A 14,511-nucleotide genomic window follows, 5' to 3' on the forward strand; every position below is an offset into this window, starting at 1 on the left:
TCGCCGGGCAGCCCGACCCGCTCCACCAGGGCGGCAGCGCGGCGCTGGCGCTCGGCGGCATCCAGCTCGGGACGCAGCGCCAGCAAGCCCTGCTCCAGGGTGGCGCCGATGCGCATGCGCGGATCCAGCGAGGCGAAGGGATCCTGGAAGACGATCTGGATCTGCCGCCGTAGCCGCTGCAGGGTGCGCCGATCGGCCGTGAGCAGGTCCTCGCCGCCCAGCTGGGCGCTGCCGCTGATGCGCGGCCCATCGAGCAGGCGCAGCAGCGCCTTGCCGGTGGTGGTCTTGCCGCACCCGGACTCGCCCAGCAGCGCCAGGGTCTCGCCCGCGTGCAGGTCGAAGCTCACCCCGTCCACCGCCCTGACCCAGTCCCGCGTTCGGCCCCAGGCCCCGCGGCGGAGCGGATAGTGCACGGCCAGCTCACGCACCTCCAGCAGCCGCGCGCCCGGCTGGCGCTGCGGCAGGGCGCGCGGGATGCCGGCCAGGGTCTGGCCGCGCTTGGCGAAGGTGGGAATGGCGGCGAACAGCTCGCGGGCATAGGGATGCCGGGGCGCCTCGAAGAACTCCGCGGCCGGCGCGCTCTCGACGATCTCGCCATGGCGCATCAGGGCCACGTGATCGGCCACCTGGCGCACCACCGCCAGATCGTGGGTGATGAGCAGGATGGCCATGCCCAGTTCGCGCTGGATGTCGGCCAGCAGCGTGAGGATCTGCGCCTGGACGGTGACGTCCAGCGCCGTGGTGGGTTCGTCGGCGATCAGCAGGTCCGGTTCGGCGGCCAGCGCCAGGGCGAGCATGATGCGCTGCTTCTGACCACCGGAGAACTGGAAGGGATAGTCATCGATCCGTCGCTCCGGCTCGGGAATGCCGACCCGCCGCAGCCATTCCACTACCCGGGCACGGGCGGCGGCGCCGCGCAGCGCGGTATGGACGCGCAGGGTTTCCTCGATCTGCTCGCCGATGCGCATGACCGGATTCAGGCTGGTGGCGGGCTCCTGGAAGATGGTGCCGACGCGGCCGCCGCGCAGTTCGCGCAGGCGTCCTTCCGGCAGTCGATGCAGGTCGGTACCGGCCAGCAGCGCCGCGCCGCGGGCGATATCCAGCGACGGTGGCAGCAGCCGCAGCAGCGAGAGCGCCGTGACGCTCTTGCCACTGCCCGATTCCCCGACCAGGGCGAAGGTCTCGCCACGGGCAATGGCCAGGCTCAGGCCGCGGACCGCCTGCCGTGTGCCCTCCTCACCCTCGACCAGGATCTCCAGATCGCGAATCTCCAGCACCGGCGTCATGGCTGCACCTCACCCTGGCCGGGACGGCGCCTGAGCCAGGCGGATCTCAGTCGGCGACTGCGCGGATCGAAGGCGTCGCGCACGGCATCGGCGAACAGATTGGCCGCCAGCACCAGGGCCAGCATGAAGGCGAAGGCGCTGAGCAGATTCCACCAGATCATCGGGGTACGGGACATCTCGGTGCGGGCATCGTTGATCATGGAGCCAAAGGAATTCATGGTCGGATCGACGCCGATGCCCAGGTAGGAGAGCACCGCCTCGTAGAGCACCAGGCTGGAGAACTCCAGGGTCAGGGTGATGAGCACCAGGTAGAAGACGTTGGGCAGCAGGTGCCGGCGCAGGATGGTGAAGTGGGAGACGCCAAAGGCCCGCGCGGCCTGGACGTATTCCAGCTCGCGCAACTTGAGCGCCTCGGCGCGCAGCAGACGGCACAGCCCGGCCCAGCCGGTGAGGCCGAGGATCAGGCAGAGCATGAAGAGGCGCAGGTCGGCCCGCGCCGCGCCGGTGTCGAACAGCTCCGGGTGGCGGTCGATGAACACCTGCATCATCAACACGCAGGCCGCCACCAGCAGCACCCCGGGGATGGAGGTCAGGGTGGTGTAGAGGTAGGTGATGACGTCGTCCACCCGGCCCTTGAAGTAGCCGGCGGCCAGGCCGAAGCCGATCGCCGGCGGTAGCATGGCCAGGGTGGTCAGGCTGCCGATGACGAAGGCGGTGCGGATGCTCTTGAGCGACTGGTAGAGGACGTCGTTGCCGGTGCTGTCGGTGCCCAGCACGTGATAGCCGCTGGCCAGGGCGATCACGCTGCCGGTCACCAGGCAGACGCCCAGCCAGGTCAGCAGGATGGCGCGCCAGGGGGTGGCGGTGTGGCCACGGAGGATGAGTCCGCAGCGGACCGCGAAACCACCCGTCTCGCGCAACCGTGCCGCCGCCAGCGCCGCGGTGGCCAGGGCCAGCGCCAGCGCCAGACCGCCGAGCAGGCCCAACGTCAGTCGCTTGAGAAGATCGCCCCGCCACTCGGTAGCGGGATCGCCCAGGGTGGTACCGGCATGCTTGAGGCGCGGGAAATCGCGTAGCGGCAGGCCCTCGGCGCTGGTACCCAGGGTTTCCTTGGTGAACTGGTGGGTGGCGAGTGGCGCGGAATAGGTCTTTTCGCGCTGGGTCAGGCTGGTGTCGGCCAGCAGACCATCGAGGGCCGAGAGCACCGTGGGGGAATAGATCGGCGCCGTGGCGCCGGGCGTGGCGGGCAACTGGGGCCGGTAGTGCACCGAATCCAGCAGGGCAATAGCGACGAAGCTGGCCAGCACCACGGCCGCGCTCATCGCCGGCGCATCCTGCAGCACCCGCCGCCAACTGGCGCGCAGGGCCGGCTGGCGACGCGCGCGCCAGGCATAGACCAGGGTACCGGCCACCAGCAGGTAGAGGGCGAGGTCGGTCCAGAGCAAGACGAATTTCGGCATGGCGGCTACCTGAAGCGAACGCGCGGATCCGCGAGGGTGTAGGACAGGTCCGCCAGGATCAGGCCGACGATGTAGAGCACCGAGCCGAGGAACACCATGGTACGGACCACGGCGAAGTCCTGGCCGTTGATGGCGTCAATGGTGTAGCTGCCCAGGCCGGGAATGCCAAAGAAGGACTCGGCGATCAGGCTGCCCATGATCAGCAGCGGAATGGCCGAGACCACGCCGGTGAGAATCGGCAGCGCCGCATTGCGCAGCACATGGCGCAGGAGCACCTGACGCTCGGCCAGGCCCTTGGCGCGGGCGGTGCGCACATAGTCCTTGCCAATCTCTTCGAGAAACAGCGCGCGGTAGAAGCGCGCCTGACTGCCCAGCCCGGAAATCACCGCGACCAGCACCGGCAGCGCCAGGAAGTGCAGCAGATTCCAGCCTTCCTCATAACCCGAATAGGGCACCAGCCGCAGGATTTTAGCGAACAACCACTGGCCGGCGATGATGTAGAACAGCGAGGAGATCGACAGCAGCAGCACGCAGAGCACCACGCCCCAGAAGTCCAGGCGGGTGGCGCGAAAGAACACCAGCAGGAGGGCGAAACCGACGCTGGCGACCAGGCCGAGGACAAAGGTCGGCAGCGCCAGCGCCAGGCTCGGTCCGGCGCGCTCGGCGATCTCCCGGCCGATGTCGCGACCGCTGTCGGAGGTGCCGAAGTCGAACACCAGCAGACTGACCGACCGGTCGAAGAAGAGCGTATCGGTAAACTGCTCCATCCCTTCACGGGTGGTATTGATGAGCAATGGCTTGTCGTAGCCGTGCTCTGCCTTCCAGTCCTCGATGGCTTCGGCGGTGACGTACTTGCCGCCGATGGCCAGCCGCGCCATGTCGTCCGGGGTGTTGACGGTAAAGAACAGCAGGAAGGTCAGCAGATTCACCCCGATCAGGATGAGCACGCCATAGGCCAGGCGCCGCAGCAGATAGCCGATCATGACCGCCCCTCCCCGGTGTCGTCGCCAAAGGCGGTCTGGCGCTCGCGGCGCCGGAGGCTGCGCCAGGCCGGCCAGGCCAGTAGCAATGCCAGGCCCAAGAGCAGCCACAGCGGCCAGAGCACCGGCCGGTTCCACTCCAGCACCTTGCGCTCGCGCAGCGCCGGATCCAGGCGCAGATAGCGCAGCTGATCGCGCACCATCTGGGTCGGCTTGGCGTTGTACACCCACTGCTGATAGGCCCCGGCCGACAGGGGATTCCAGCCGAACAGCCAGGGCGCATCCTGCTGCACGAGGGCGACCATGCGCCGGATCAGCGCCACCTTTTCCGGACCATCGTCGAGACTCTTCATCTGCTCGAACAGCCGGTCGTATTCGGCATTGCTGTAGTTGCCGGCATTCTCGCCACCGTGCTTGGCCTTGCCCTGGGGACCGTAGAAGAGAAAGAGGAAGTTCTCGGCATCGGGATAGTCGGCGTTCCAGCCCCAGAAAAAGATCTGCGCCGCGCCCTTGCGCATCTTGTCCTGGAATCTGTTGTAGTCCGAGCCGCGCAATTCCAGCTGGATACCCAGCTTGGCGGTTTGCTGGCGCATCCAGTCGAACATGGCGCTGTCGCCACTGCTCTGGGCATCGTATTGCAGGATCAGCGGCCGCCCGCTCCTGGCGTCGCGGCCATCGGGATAGCCGGCGTCGGCCAGCAGTTGCCTGGCCTCTTCGATGGGCCGCCGCTCGGGCTTGCCATCCACCAACCGATAGACCACCGGGTTGCTGCCGGCCGGCGGCGCTTCGTAGCCCAGCACCCCCGGCGGCAGCGGGCCGTTGGCGACCAGGCCGTTGCCGTTGAGGAAGACGGTGATATAGCTCTCCCAGTCGAAGGCGATGGACAGCGCCTGGCGCAGCTTGCGATTGCGTACCTGCTGCTCGGGTGTGGCGCCCTGCCCCACCACCGGATCCAGCCAGTTGAAGCCCAGGTACCAGTTGGACGCTTCCACCGCAGTGGGCAGCTTGAGGCCACGCTCGCGATAGAGTTCGGCGGAGTCGGCCGAGTCGCCCGCTTTAGTGCGCAGCGCCACGCCATATTCGCCGCGCTCGACCTGGGGGGTGTCGTAGTAGCCCTGGATGAACTTGCCCATCAGCGGCACCCCTTCCTTTTCCAGGCTGAACACCGCACGGTCGATCAGCGGCATGGGCTTGCCGCAATCGTCCAGCCGGCCCTGTTCGCGATCCTCGGGCTCTCCCTCGCAGGGATAGGGATCGGCGTGATAATTGGGATTGCGCGCCAGCACATGGCGACGATTGGGGATGGATTCGGCCAGCCGATAGGGTCCGGTGCCCACCGGCCAGCTGTTGAAACCGAGATTGTGCTCGGTCATGCCCGGCTGGCTGTAGAAGCGATCCGCCTCCCAGGGCACCGGCGCGGCAAAGGTCATGGCCAGCCAGTAGTTGAACTGGGGGTACTTGCCGATCACCCGCAGCCGCAGGGTGTGCTCATCCAGCACCTCGACCCCGGGCAGCTCGCCCTGGCGCAGGTCCAGCCAGGGCAGCGGCGCGCCCCTGGGCAGGCCGGCGTGCAGGGCCTTGTCGGCGGCGCGCAGGCCGTCGCCATAGGCCTGCATGCCGACCAGGTGCTCGGCGAAGATGGCGTAGCTGGGCGAGACCAGCCGCGGACTGGCCAGGCGGCGCAGGCCGTAGGCGTAGTCGGCGGCGGTCAAGGCGCGGCTGCCGGTCTCGGGAAAGTCGGGGATCTGGTAGCGATCGGCCAGGTCGGCAGGCTGGATCGGGAAGTAGCGGTAGTGGCCCTGGGCATCCCGGGCAAAGGCCGGATGGGGCGCGTAGCGGGCGTCGCGGCGGATGGGGATGTCGTAGACGCTCTGGGCGATCTGCGCCGGCGGTGCATCATCCGGCAGGCGTCGGCCCTGGGCGTCCAGGTAATAGGGTGCTACCACCCGCTCCGCGCCGCGGGGAATCAGCTCGTAGGGCCGCTTGAAGTAGTGGTAGCCGTAGAGCGGCTCATAGATGTTGTAGGTGAAGTTGGTCTCGTCGCCGGAATAGGAACTGGCCGGATCCAGGTACTTCGGCGAGCGGGTGGTGAAGGCGGTATAGAGGGTATTCTGGCCTTCGGCTCCAGCGCGGTAGGGGCTGTTGATCGGCGTATCGGGTGAACAGCCACCAAGCAGCGCCAGGGTCAGGAGTGCGAGGAGTTGTCTGGACAGTCTGGGCATCGCGTTCCTGCACCGAAAGAGACCTGAGGCGGCAGCATCCGCCTAAACGACTAAGCTTGAGCTATTTTCCCGCGAGGCGCAGCACCCCATGCAATCCCGGAAAGATTTCGACAAGATCGCCCACTGGTCCCAGCTCCAGGCCCCGGATGGCCCCGGCTATGCCGACAGTGACGAGCGCTTTTCCCTGGGCGCCGCCTTCGGTCGCCACTTCGGCTTCGCCCGCCTGGGCATCCACCACGAATGGCTGCCACCCGGCCGGCGCACCTCAAGGCCCCATGCCGAGGCCACCGAAGACGAATTCATCTATGTGATCGCCGGTCATCCCACCGCCTGGATCGACGGCCACGCCCATCGCCTCAAGCCGGGTGACGGGGTGGGCTTCAAGGCGGGGGATGGTGTCGCCCATACTTTCATCAACGAGACCACGGAGCCGGTGGAACTGCTGGTGGTGGGCGACACGAGCCGGGCGGACAACCGCCTGCACTATCCGCTGCATCCGGAATACACCGCAGGTCTGGGGGATAAGCAATGGCGGGAGTATCCGCAGCGGGAGTTGGGGCCGCATGAGGGTGAGGCAATGTCGCCACGAGAGGACGACGAATGCCCGTGAATCCGTTGCGACTCCCCGCCTCCATTCGCGCCAACGCAGGACTTCTCACCCAGCTACAATTGGCGCCCGATACCTGCCTCAGCTATGGCGAGCATCAGGTGGCGATCCGCACACCGGACTGTTCTGACTACTACTTCGGCAACTACCTCATGCTGGACCAGCGCCCGACCGCCCAGCAGGTGCTGGCCTGGTCCGCGGACTTCAAGCAACTGCTCGGCAGCCCGCAGCCCTTGGGGCATCGTGCGTTCGTCTGGCCAGAGCCGCAGGCCAAGGGGCCACCGGCGGACCTGCCTTGTGGCTACGATTATCAGCGCCTGGTCTCGATGCGTCTGGCAGACGATGCCCTGCAGGTCGCCCCGATCCTGCCTGAAGGACTCCACATCAGAGCCTTCCAACAGCCAACCGATTGGCAACAGTGGAATGAACTCCAGGCAGAGGTGACTCCAGGCGCGGAACATCCGAAAGCGCACCGGCGCTATCTGGATTACCAGGCGCGACGCTACAGATCACTGAGCGACAGCGGCCTTGGCGACTGGTGGGGTGTATTCGATGGCGAGGACCGGCTGCTGGCCTATCTTGGCCTCTATCGCCTGGGCCGCCTGGGCCGTTTCCAAGCGGTTACCACGCGAGTGGACTGGCGTCGGCGCGGACTCTGTCAGGCCTTGCTCGGCACGGTACTTCGGCACCAACGACATCGCGTGGACGCCTTCGTGATCGTCGCCGACAGCGAACATCATGCGCAACGGCTCTATGCCAAGGCGAGGTTCGCCGTAGAGGGCGGCATAGGTACCCTGCTGTGGGCAGGTGCCGGCAGAGAATAGCAACTTGGCTTGCATGCCGAGGAAAGTCTGCGCCTTCCGACCCTGATTTATCGCGACCATGGGCCGCTCCTACACTGCAGGAGCGGCCCATGGTCGCGATAGACTGCGCACGACTTCTTACCCGGCCGCTGGGCTTCGGCGATGGAGCCGCCTCAACCCAACATGACCTCAGCCAACACTTCTGCGCGTGGAAAACGCTACGCGGGATCTGTGGGAGCGCTTCCTTTCCCTTGGCGTGAGGGTCGGCGGCTCAGGCTTTGCGCGCCTGGGCCGCGCTCACCGCTGCACGCAGCGCCAGCAGGTAGCTGTCCACGCCGAAGCCGGCGATCTGGCCCAGGACGATCTCGGCGAATACCGAGTGATGGCGGAAACCCTCCCGCGCATGGATGTTGGACATGTGCAACTCCACCACCGGGACGGTGAGGATCGCCAGGGCGTCGCGGATGCCGTAGCTGTAGTGGGTCCAGGCGCCGGCGTTGATCAGCACCCCGTCGACCCCCTCCTCGTAACCCTGGTGGATGCGCTCGACCATCGCCCCTTCGTGGTTGCTCTGGAAGGACTCAATTTCCACCCCCAGTTCCGCGCCGAGGTCAGCCAGCCTGGCGTCGATCTCGGCCAGGGTCACGGTGCCGTACTGCACAGGATCGCGCTTGCCGAACATGTTGTGGTTGATACCGTGCAACATCAGGATCTTCATGGGTCCGCTCACTGCAAGGGAATGGTCAGCTGGTCGATGACCGGCCGGGTCTCGGGGCGCACGCCGCGCCACCAGGCGAAGGCTTCGGCGGCCTGTTCCACCAGCATGCCCACGCCGTCCGCCAGCTGCGCCACGCCCTGTTCGCGGGCCAGGCGCAGGAAGGGCGTCAACCCCTTGCCGTAAGCCAGTTCATAGGCCAGCGCCGCCTGGGCGAAGACGCCCGCCGGCACCGGCGGCAATTCGCCGACCAGACTGGCCGAGGTGGCGTTGATCACCAGGTCGAATCTCTCCCCTTGCAGGGCCTCGTAGCTGCTCACGCTCAGCAGCGGGTGCCCGATCTCCTGGGCGAGCCCGGCGGCCTTCTGCTCATCGCGATTGACCATCACCAGCGCCGCCGGCCCGGCCGCGAGGAAGGGCAACAGTGCCCCCCGTACCGCACCACCCGCGCCCAGCAACAGCACTCGCTTGCCGGCCAGGGGTTGACCGAGATTGACCTCGATATCGCGCAGCAGGCCGATGCCGTCGAAGTTCTCCGCCAGCACCCGCTCGCCCTCGAACTTCAGAGCGTTGGCCGCCCGGGCCAGCCGTGCCCTTTCGCTGGACTCGGTGGCCAGCTGGAAGGCCTGCAGCTTGAACGGCGCGGTCACGTTCAGGCCCTGTCCGCCCTGGGCACGAAAGCGCTGCACGTCGCCGGCGAAGTCCTCCGGCGAGCCCTTGATGGCGCCGTATTCCAGGTCTTGCCCGGTGGTGGCGGCGAACAGGCCATGGATCAGTGGCGACTTGGTGTGGTTGATCGGACGACCGATCACCGCGTAGTGGTCGGTCATGCGCTGGGCTCTTGGCTGAACAGCACGCCGTCGGCCTGCAGCCGAGCGATGTCTTCCGCGCTGTAGCCCAGGCTCCGGGCCACACTGGCATTGTGCTCGCCCAGGTCCGGCGCCACCTGCTGGATGGTGGTGTCACAGTCGGAAAAGCGGAACGGCAGATTGGGCATGCGCAGGGTGCCGAAGCGCGGGTGCTGCTGTTCCTGGATCATGCCGCGCGCCTTGATCTGGGGATCCTCGATCACCTCGTCGATGCGCTGCACCTTGGCACAGGGCACGTCGATCTCGTCGAGCAGGGCCAGCAGCCGTGCGACCGGATTGGCCGCCACCCAGGCCTTGACGACGGGCAGGATGGCTTCGCGATGGGCATTGCGGCCGGTGGAGGTGTGGAAGCGCAGGTCGCTGCCAAAGCCCGGCTGCTCGGCGTCCTGCTCGACCAGGGCGGCGAAGCGCTTCCAGGAGTCGTCCACCTGGGCGGCGATCACCAGGTCGCCGTCTTGGGCGCGAAACACGCCATAGAGGGTCGAGGTGGGCATGTCGTGGCCGGTCTGCTGCGGCAGGATCTCGCCGCCGGACAGGGTATAGCACTGCACGGCGTACTCGTGCATCGATACCAGGGTGTCGTACAGCGCCATATCGATGTGCTGGCCACGCCCGCTGGTGACCCGCCCCAGCAGCGCCGCGTTGATGGCGGCCACCGCATGGGCGCCGGTGTACATGTCGCCCAGGGAGATGCGCAGCAGCGGCGGCGCCTCGCCCGGCGTGCCAACCATCTGCATGATGCCGCTCTTGGCCTCGGCGATCAGCCCGAAGCCGGCGCGATGGGCGTCCGGTCCGGTGTGGCCGTAGGCGGAAATCGAGCAGTACGCCAGTCGTGGATTGCGCGCCGACAGCTCCGCATAGCCTAGGCCGAGCCTGTCCAGGGCCCCGGGTCGGTAGTTCTCGATGAAGACGTCGGCGCTGTCGCAGAGCTGCTGCATGAAGACCTTGCCGCGCGGGTCCTTCATGTTGACGCTGACGCCCTGCTTGCCCATGTTGAGTTGCAGGAAGTAGCCGCTCTGCTGGTCGTCGAGGACGAAGGCGTGCTGGCGACCGGCATCGCCGCTGCCGGGGCGCTCCACCTTGATCACCTCGGCGCCCAGGGCCGCCAGGCAGCGCCCCACATAGGGGCCGGCGAGGAAGTGACTGTAGTCGATGACCCTCAGGCCGTGCAGCGGCAGTGGCTGGCTCATACGACGCCCTCCCGCCGCGGCACCATCAGCCGGTGTTCGCCGCGCTGGACCACTTCCCCCTTCTGGTTGATCAGCTCCGAGGGCAGCACCACGATGCCCCAGCCCGGCTTGCTCTTGCTGGGTCTCATAGAGCCCACGCGCATCTTCACGTGCAACTCGTCGCCGACGCGGATCGGCAGGAGGAAGTCCCAGGTCCAGCCCAGCGACATCCCCGGCAGGAAGCGGTAGTGGCATTGGGTCTTGAGGCCGTCGGCGATGGACAGTCCCATCAGGCCATGGGCGACCAGGCCGCCGAAGTGACTGGCATTGGCATAGGCCTCGTCGACATGGACCGGGGTGTAGTCACCGGTGAGGTCGGCGTAGGCCAGGATGCGCTCCTTGGTGACCTGGTAGCTCGGGGTGAGCGCCTCGTCGCCCTCGCGGGCATCCTCGAAATATTTTTCCTGTACGGTCATGGTCGCTGTCACTCGGCTTGACGGGCATTGACGGCCAGGGCGTCGTGCACGGCGCGGGCCGGCACGGCCTGGATGAATTCCAGCGCCAGGCCGTCAGGCAGGCGCAGCCAGTTGTGGCCCTGGGGCAGTTGCTCCACGCCCTCGAAGCGCCGGGCCGCGGCCAGGGCGGCGTCGAGGTCCTCGCACATCAGCCCCAGATGACCCAGGCGCCCCTCGGGGCCGGCGAAGTCCGGCTTGCTCATGAATTGCATCCCGCCCAGCGTCCAGTACTGACTGGGCTGCTCGACCGTGCCGTGCACCTCGCGCAGGGTCATGCCGAACACCTCGTGGAAGAAGCGGATATGCCAGTGGATGTCCTTGACCCAGATGGCCACGTGTTCCAGATAGGCCTTGGGAATGCTCATGATGTGGCGTCCTCTTGTTGTCGGTCGGCCAGGGCGCGCTCGATACCCTTGATGCAGGCGACCAGGGTGGCGTTGACCGGCGTGGGCACGTGGTACTGCTGGCCCAGCCGTACCACCGCGCTGTTGATGAAGTCGATTTCGGTGATGGAGCCCTTCTGCAGGCTCTGCAGCAGGGAGGTCTTGAAGGACGGCGGCAACCCTTCGCGTGCCAGCTCCCAGGCCGCCTGGGGCTCGCGCAGGCCCAGCTCGATCCCGGCGGCGCGGGCCACCGCGATGGCCTCGGCGACCGCCTGCAAGGCGGTGTCGCGCAGCTGCGGCTCGCTGTAGAGCTGGCCATAGCTGAACTGGGTGATGCCGGTCAGGGCACCGGTGGCGACGTTGACCAGCAGCTTGTCCCAGAGGGTGCCGCGGATGTTGCTGCTGACCGTGGTAGCCAGTCCCGCGTCTTCGAAGACGGCGGCGACGGCCTGGACGCGTGCCGAGAGCTGACCGTCGAGTTCGCCGATGAGCGTGCGCTTGCCCGCCACCCCGCTGCGGATCCGCCCGGGGCCGAGCAGCACGCCGCCGACATAGGTCTTGCCGGCAATCACCCGCTCCGGGCCGACGATCTCGGCCAGCAGCTCTTCGTGGCCGAGGCCGTTCTGCAGCGACAGCACCAGGGTCTCGGGACCGACCAGCGCCAGCGCCTGGCGCATGGCCTCGGCCGTGGCGAAGGACTTGACCAGCACCACCACCAGATCCACTGCCCCGACCGTCTCGGCGCTGACCGCCGCCCGCACCTGAACCCGGCGCCTGCCATCGGCGGTCTCGATGTCCAGGCCGTCACGGGCGACCGCCTCGATATGGGCATTGGGGCGGTTGAGCAGCCAGGTCTCGTGTCCCGCCTCGCTCAACCAGGCGCCAAAGGTGCTGCCCAGGGCGCCGGCCCCGAGGATGCAGATCTTCATGGATAGGGCTCCTTGTTTTCGCCCTACCCTAGGCCCGCGCCTGCTATTGAGCTATACAAAGAGCTCAATTCGCCCATCAGGAATTCTGATAATGCTCCCCACGGACGGCCTGCCCGAACCCAAGCTGCTGATGCTGTTCGAGGTGCTCTATCGCACCGGCAGCGTGACCCGGGCCGCCGAACAGCTGAGCCAGAGCCAACCCACCATCAGCCTCTGGCTAGGCAAGTTGCGCCAGCAGCTGCGCGATCCGCTGTTCGTGCGCACGCCTGGCGGCATGAAGCCCACGCCTCAGGCCGAGGCCCTGATTACCCCGTGTCGCGAAGTGCTCGAATCCCTGCGCCGGCTGGTGGCCTGGAGGTCGCCTTCGAGCCCGCCACCGCCCAGCGGCTGTTTCGCCTCTGCCTGAGCGATGCCAGCCACATCACCCTGCTGCCACGGATCCTGGCGCAGCTGCGCGAGGTGGCGCCCGGGGTGCGGCTGGAAATCGCGCGGATCGACGGCAACACCGAACAGGCGCTGGAGATCGGCGAAGCCGACCTGGCGATCGGCTTCATTCCCTGGCTGGGCGGCAGCCTCTATCAGCAACTGCTGTTTCCCCAGGACTGGGTCTGCCTGGTCAGCGCCCGCCATCCGCGCCTCGGCGAGCAACTGACGGCCACGGCCTACGCCGAGGAGGGCCATGTGCTGGTCAGCGCCGGCACCGGGCAGAAGCTGCTGGAAGCGGGTCTGGTACGCGCCGGGGTGCAGCGCCGCATCGTGCTGGAGCTACCCGGCTTTCTGGGCGTCGGCGCGGTGGTCGGCAACTCCGATCTCATCGTCACCCTGCCGCGGCACATCGGCACCACCCTGGCGCAGACCTACGGTCTCAGGGTCCACGAATGCCCGGTGCCGGTCGAGGGCTTCGCGGTCAGGCAGCACTGGCACGCGCGCTATCACCAGGATGCCGGCAATCGCTGGTTGCGCGGGGTGCTGCTGGAGCTCTTCGGCCACCATCGCTAGCGCAGTGGCCACAAACGAAAGAGCCCCAGCACGGGGCTGGGGCTTTTGGGCAGGACGCCTGGACGATCAGTTGTCCAGGGCCGGGCGCTGGCCGGAGATGGCGATGCGCTTGGGCTTGGCTTCTTCCGGGATCACGCGCACCAGTTCGATGCTCAGCAGGCCGTGCTTGAGATCGGCCCCCTTCACCTCGATATGGTCGGCGAGGCGGAAGGACAGCTTGAAGGCGCGTTGGGCGATGCCCTGATGCAGGAAGGTCACGCTCTCGGCGCTGTTTTCGCGCCGGCCACCCTTGACGGTGAGCACGCCACGCTCGACTTCGATGTCCAGGTCATCTTCCTGGAGACCGGCGGCGGCGATCACGATGCGATACTGGTCGTCACCGTGCTTCTCGACGTTGTAGGGCGGATAGGAGCTGCCAGCGTCGTTGCGCAGCGCGGATTCGAACAGGTCGTTGAACCGGTCGAAGCCGACGGAATGACGGAACAGCGGGGCCAGGGACAGTACATTGCTCATGGTGAATCTCCTGATAGGTTCAGCAAGTTTCGTTGTTGCCTGCGGGACCCGACTTCGGCATCCCGCACGAACCTAGATAGGAATTCTCCAAAAAATTTCAAGGGCGAAAGCCGACGAACGGTAGCACCGCTATTTCTTCTTCGGCTTGCGCTTTTTCTTCTTGGCCTCGGTCAGCGGCAACGCCTGCTCGAAGGCCGAGCGCACCTCCTGCAGGCGGCGCTCCTTGAGGTCGTGGATGCGCTTGCCACGCTCGGTGGTGAAGTCGATGAGATTGCTGTCGTCGCTCATGTGGCTATCCGGCGAAAGGTGAGATTCAGCCGCAACCCGCTGGCTTTGCGGGTCTTGGCGATCTGGTGCTGCCAATGATGCTGGGTCGCGCCGGCCATGACCAGCAGGCTGCCGTGACCCAGTTCCAGGGAATGGCCGATACGGCTGCTGCCCTTGCGGCGAAAGTCGAAGCGCCGCGCGGCCCCGAGATTGAGCGAGGCGATCAGCGGATTGGCGCCAAGACTGGTCTCGTCGTCGCTGTGCCAGCCCATGGAGTCCTGGCCATCGCGATAGCGATTGAGCAGCACGCCGTTGAAGCCCTGGCCGCAGGCCGCCTCGACGGCTTCGCGAAGCCGCTGCAGCAGGGGTGTCCAGGGCAAGGCGGCGTGGTCCAGGCCGGCGTAGCCGTAGACCACGCCCGGGTCGGCGTACCAGGCCACCTGCCGCGGCACCGGATGCCAGCGCCCGTACACCCGCACCTGCGGCTGGCTCCAGGGGGTTTCAGCGTCGAGTTGCCGCAGCCAGGCGTCGGCGGTTTCCGCCGGCAGCCAGTGCGGCTGGAAGGCCAGCTCGGCGTCGTCCAGTTCCAGGCGCTCGACCATGGCTAGATCCGCAGATCCACCTGGACACCCACCTGCTCCGGCTCTTCCAGCGCCTGGGCGCGCTCGGCGCCGAGCCCCTGGCGTAGGGCTTCGCGCTGCCGGCGGCGGCGACGCGCCTCGCGGTCCAGGGTGGCTTCGTCCTCCAGGGGTGCGTGGGCGGTCTCGGCCGCCGGCTGCACGGGCGCTATGGGG

16 protein-coding genes and 1 pseudogene are annotated in these 14,511 nt (G+C 67.1%); 3 read left to right on the forward strand and 14 right to left on the reverse strand.

Features of this window, described 5'->3' with window-relative positions; genetic code table 11:
• The 4 genes from GSQ95_RS26910 to GSQ95_RS23630 all read right to left on the reverse strand — a co-directional run.
• On the reverse strand, window positions 1–1,286 hold a 1,286-nt coding region (locus GSQ95_RS26910), incomplete at its 3' end, for an ATP-binding cassette domain-containing protein (RefSeq protein ID WP_158973932.1).
• Entirely contained in the window at window positions 1,283–2,746 is a 1,464-nt protein-coding gene (locus GSQ95_RS23620; RefSeq protein ID WP_158896986.1) for an ABC transporter permease, read from the reverse strand. The genes GSQ95_RS26910 and GSQ95_RS23620, both read right to left, overlap by 4 nt.
• A 5-nt stretch (window positions 2,747–2,751) precedes the next feature.
• On the reverse strand, window positions 2,752–3,729 hold the full coding sequence (locus GSQ95_RS23625; RefSeq protein WP_158896987.1) for an ABC transporter permease: 978 nt from the start codon (window positions 3,727–3,729) through the stop codon (window positions 2,752–2,754).
• A complete protein-coding gene (locus GSQ95_RS23630) occupies window positions 3,726–5,948 on the reverse strand; it encodes an ABC transporter substrate-binding protein (protein WP_158896988.1) in 2,223 nt (740 codons plus the stop codon). Before GSQ95_RS23630 ends, GSQ95_RS23625 begins: the two co-directional genes overlap by 4 nt.
• Before the next feature lie 88 nt (window positions 5,949–6,036).
• Here GSQ95_RS23630 and GSQ95_RS23635 point away from each other — a divergent pair, with 88 nt between their 5' ends.
• Window positions 6,037–6,558, forward strand: coding sequence for a cupin domain-containing protein (locus GSQ95_RS23635; protein WP_158896989.1), 522 nt, complete (start codon window positions 6,037–6,039; stop codon window positions 6,556–6,558).
• Entirely contained in the window at window positions 6,549–7,379 is an 831-nt protein-coding gene (locus GSQ95_RS23640; RefSeq protein WP_158896990.1) for a GNAT family N-acetyltransferase, read from the forward strand. Before GSQ95_RS23635 ends, GSQ95_RS23640 begins: the two co-directional genes overlap by 10 nt.
• A gap of 250 nt (window positions 7,380–7,629) precedes the next feature.
• Here GSQ95_RS23640 and aroQ read toward each other — a convergent pair whose 3' ends face one another.
• The 6 genes from aroQ to GSQ95_RS23670 are packed head-to-tail and all read right to left on the reverse strand — an operon-like array spanning window position 7,630 to window position 11,938.
• Entirely contained in the window at window positions 7,630–8,076 is a 447-nt protein-coding gene (gene aroQ, locus GSQ95_RS23645) for a type II 3-dehydroquinate dehydratase (protein WP_158896991.1), read from the reverse strand.
• Window positions 8,077–8,084: 8 nt separating this feature from the next.
• Entirely contained in the window at window positions 8,085–8,903 is an 819-nt protein-coding gene (aroE, locus tag GSQ95_RS23650) for a shikimate dehydrogenase (RefSeq protein ID WP_158896992.1), read from the reverse strand.
• Window positions 8,900–10,132 (reverse strand): CaiB/BaiF CoA-transferase family protein, encoded by a 1,233-nt coding sequence (locus GSQ95_RS23655; RefSeq protein WP_158896993.1) that lies wholly within the window; start codon window positions 10,130–10,132, stop codon window positions 8,900–8,902. The genes aroE and GSQ95_RS23655 overlap by 4 nt, the downstream gene beginning before the upstream one ends.
• The gene (locus tag GSQ95_RS23660) at window positions 10,129–10,587 is read right to left on the reverse strand and encodes a MaoC family dehydratase (RefSeq protein ID WP_158896994.1); all 459 of its coding nucleotides are present in this window, start codon (window positions 10,585–10,587) and stop codon (window positions 10,129–10,131) included. The genes GSQ95_RS23655 and GSQ95_RS23660 overlap by 4 nt, the downstream gene beginning before the upstream one ends.
• Window positions 10,588–10,595: 8 nt before the next feature.
• A complete protein-coding gene (locus tag GSQ95_RS23665) occupies window positions 10,596–10,991 on the reverse strand; it encodes a VOC family protein (protein WP_158896995.1) in 396 nt (131 codons plus the stop codon).
• Window positions 10,988–11,938, reverse strand: a complete 951-nt coding sequence (locus GSQ95_RS23670) for a ketopantoate reductase family protein (RefSeq protein WP_158896996.1) — start codon at window positions 11,936–11,938, stop codon at window positions 10,988–10,990. The genes GSQ95_RS23665 and GSQ95_RS23670 overlap by 4 nt, the downstream gene beginning before the upstream one ends.
• A gap of 91 nt (window positions 11,939–12,029) precedes the next feature.
• Between GSQ95_RS23670 and GSQ95_RS23675 the strand changes: the two are divergent.
• A pseudogene (locus tag GSQ95_RS23675) lies at window positions 12,030–12,937 on the forward strand (LysR family transcriptional regulator).
• 66 nt (window positions 12,938–13,003) lie between these two features.
• Here GSQ95_RS23675 and GSQ95_RS23680 read toward each other — a convergent pair.
• The 4 genes from GSQ95_RS23680 to GSQ95_RS23690 form a co-directional block, all read right to left on the reverse strand.
• Entirely contained in the window at window positions 13,004–13,450 is a 447-nt protein-coding gene (locus tag GSQ95_RS23680; protein ID WP_017642155.1) for an Hsp20 family protein, read from the reverse strand.
• 129 nt (window positions 13,451–13,579) lie between these two features.
• The gene (locus tag GSQ95_RS26240; RefSeq protein ID WP_178118500.1) at window positions 13,580–13,738 is read right to left on the reverse strand and encodes a hypothetical protein; all 159 of its coding nucleotides are present in this window, start codon (window positions 13,736–13,738) and stop codon (window positions 13,580–13,582) included.
• Window positions 13,735–14,319 (reverse strand): alpha-ketoglutarate-dependent dioxygenase AlkB, encoded by a 585-nt coding sequence (locus tag GSQ95_RS23685; RefSeq protein ID WP_158896997.1) that lies wholly within the window; start codon window positions 14,317–14,319, stop codon window positions 13,735–13,737. The genes GSQ95_RS26240 and GSQ95_RS23685 overlap by 4 nt, the downstream gene beginning before the upstream one ends.
• 2 nt (window positions 14,320–14,321) lie before the next feature.
• A partial coding sequence (locus tag GSQ95_RS23690; RefSeq protein ID WP_158973934.1) for a hypothetical protein occupies window positions 14,322–14,511 on the reverse strand: 190 nt, incomplete at its 5' end.

The organism is Pseudomonas sp. BAV 4579, assembly GCF_009765395.1.
GTDB classification, from domain to species: domain Bacteria; phylum Pseudomonadota; class Gammaproteobacteria; order Pseudomonadales; family Pseudomonadaceae; genus Chryseomonas; species Chryseomonas aestiva.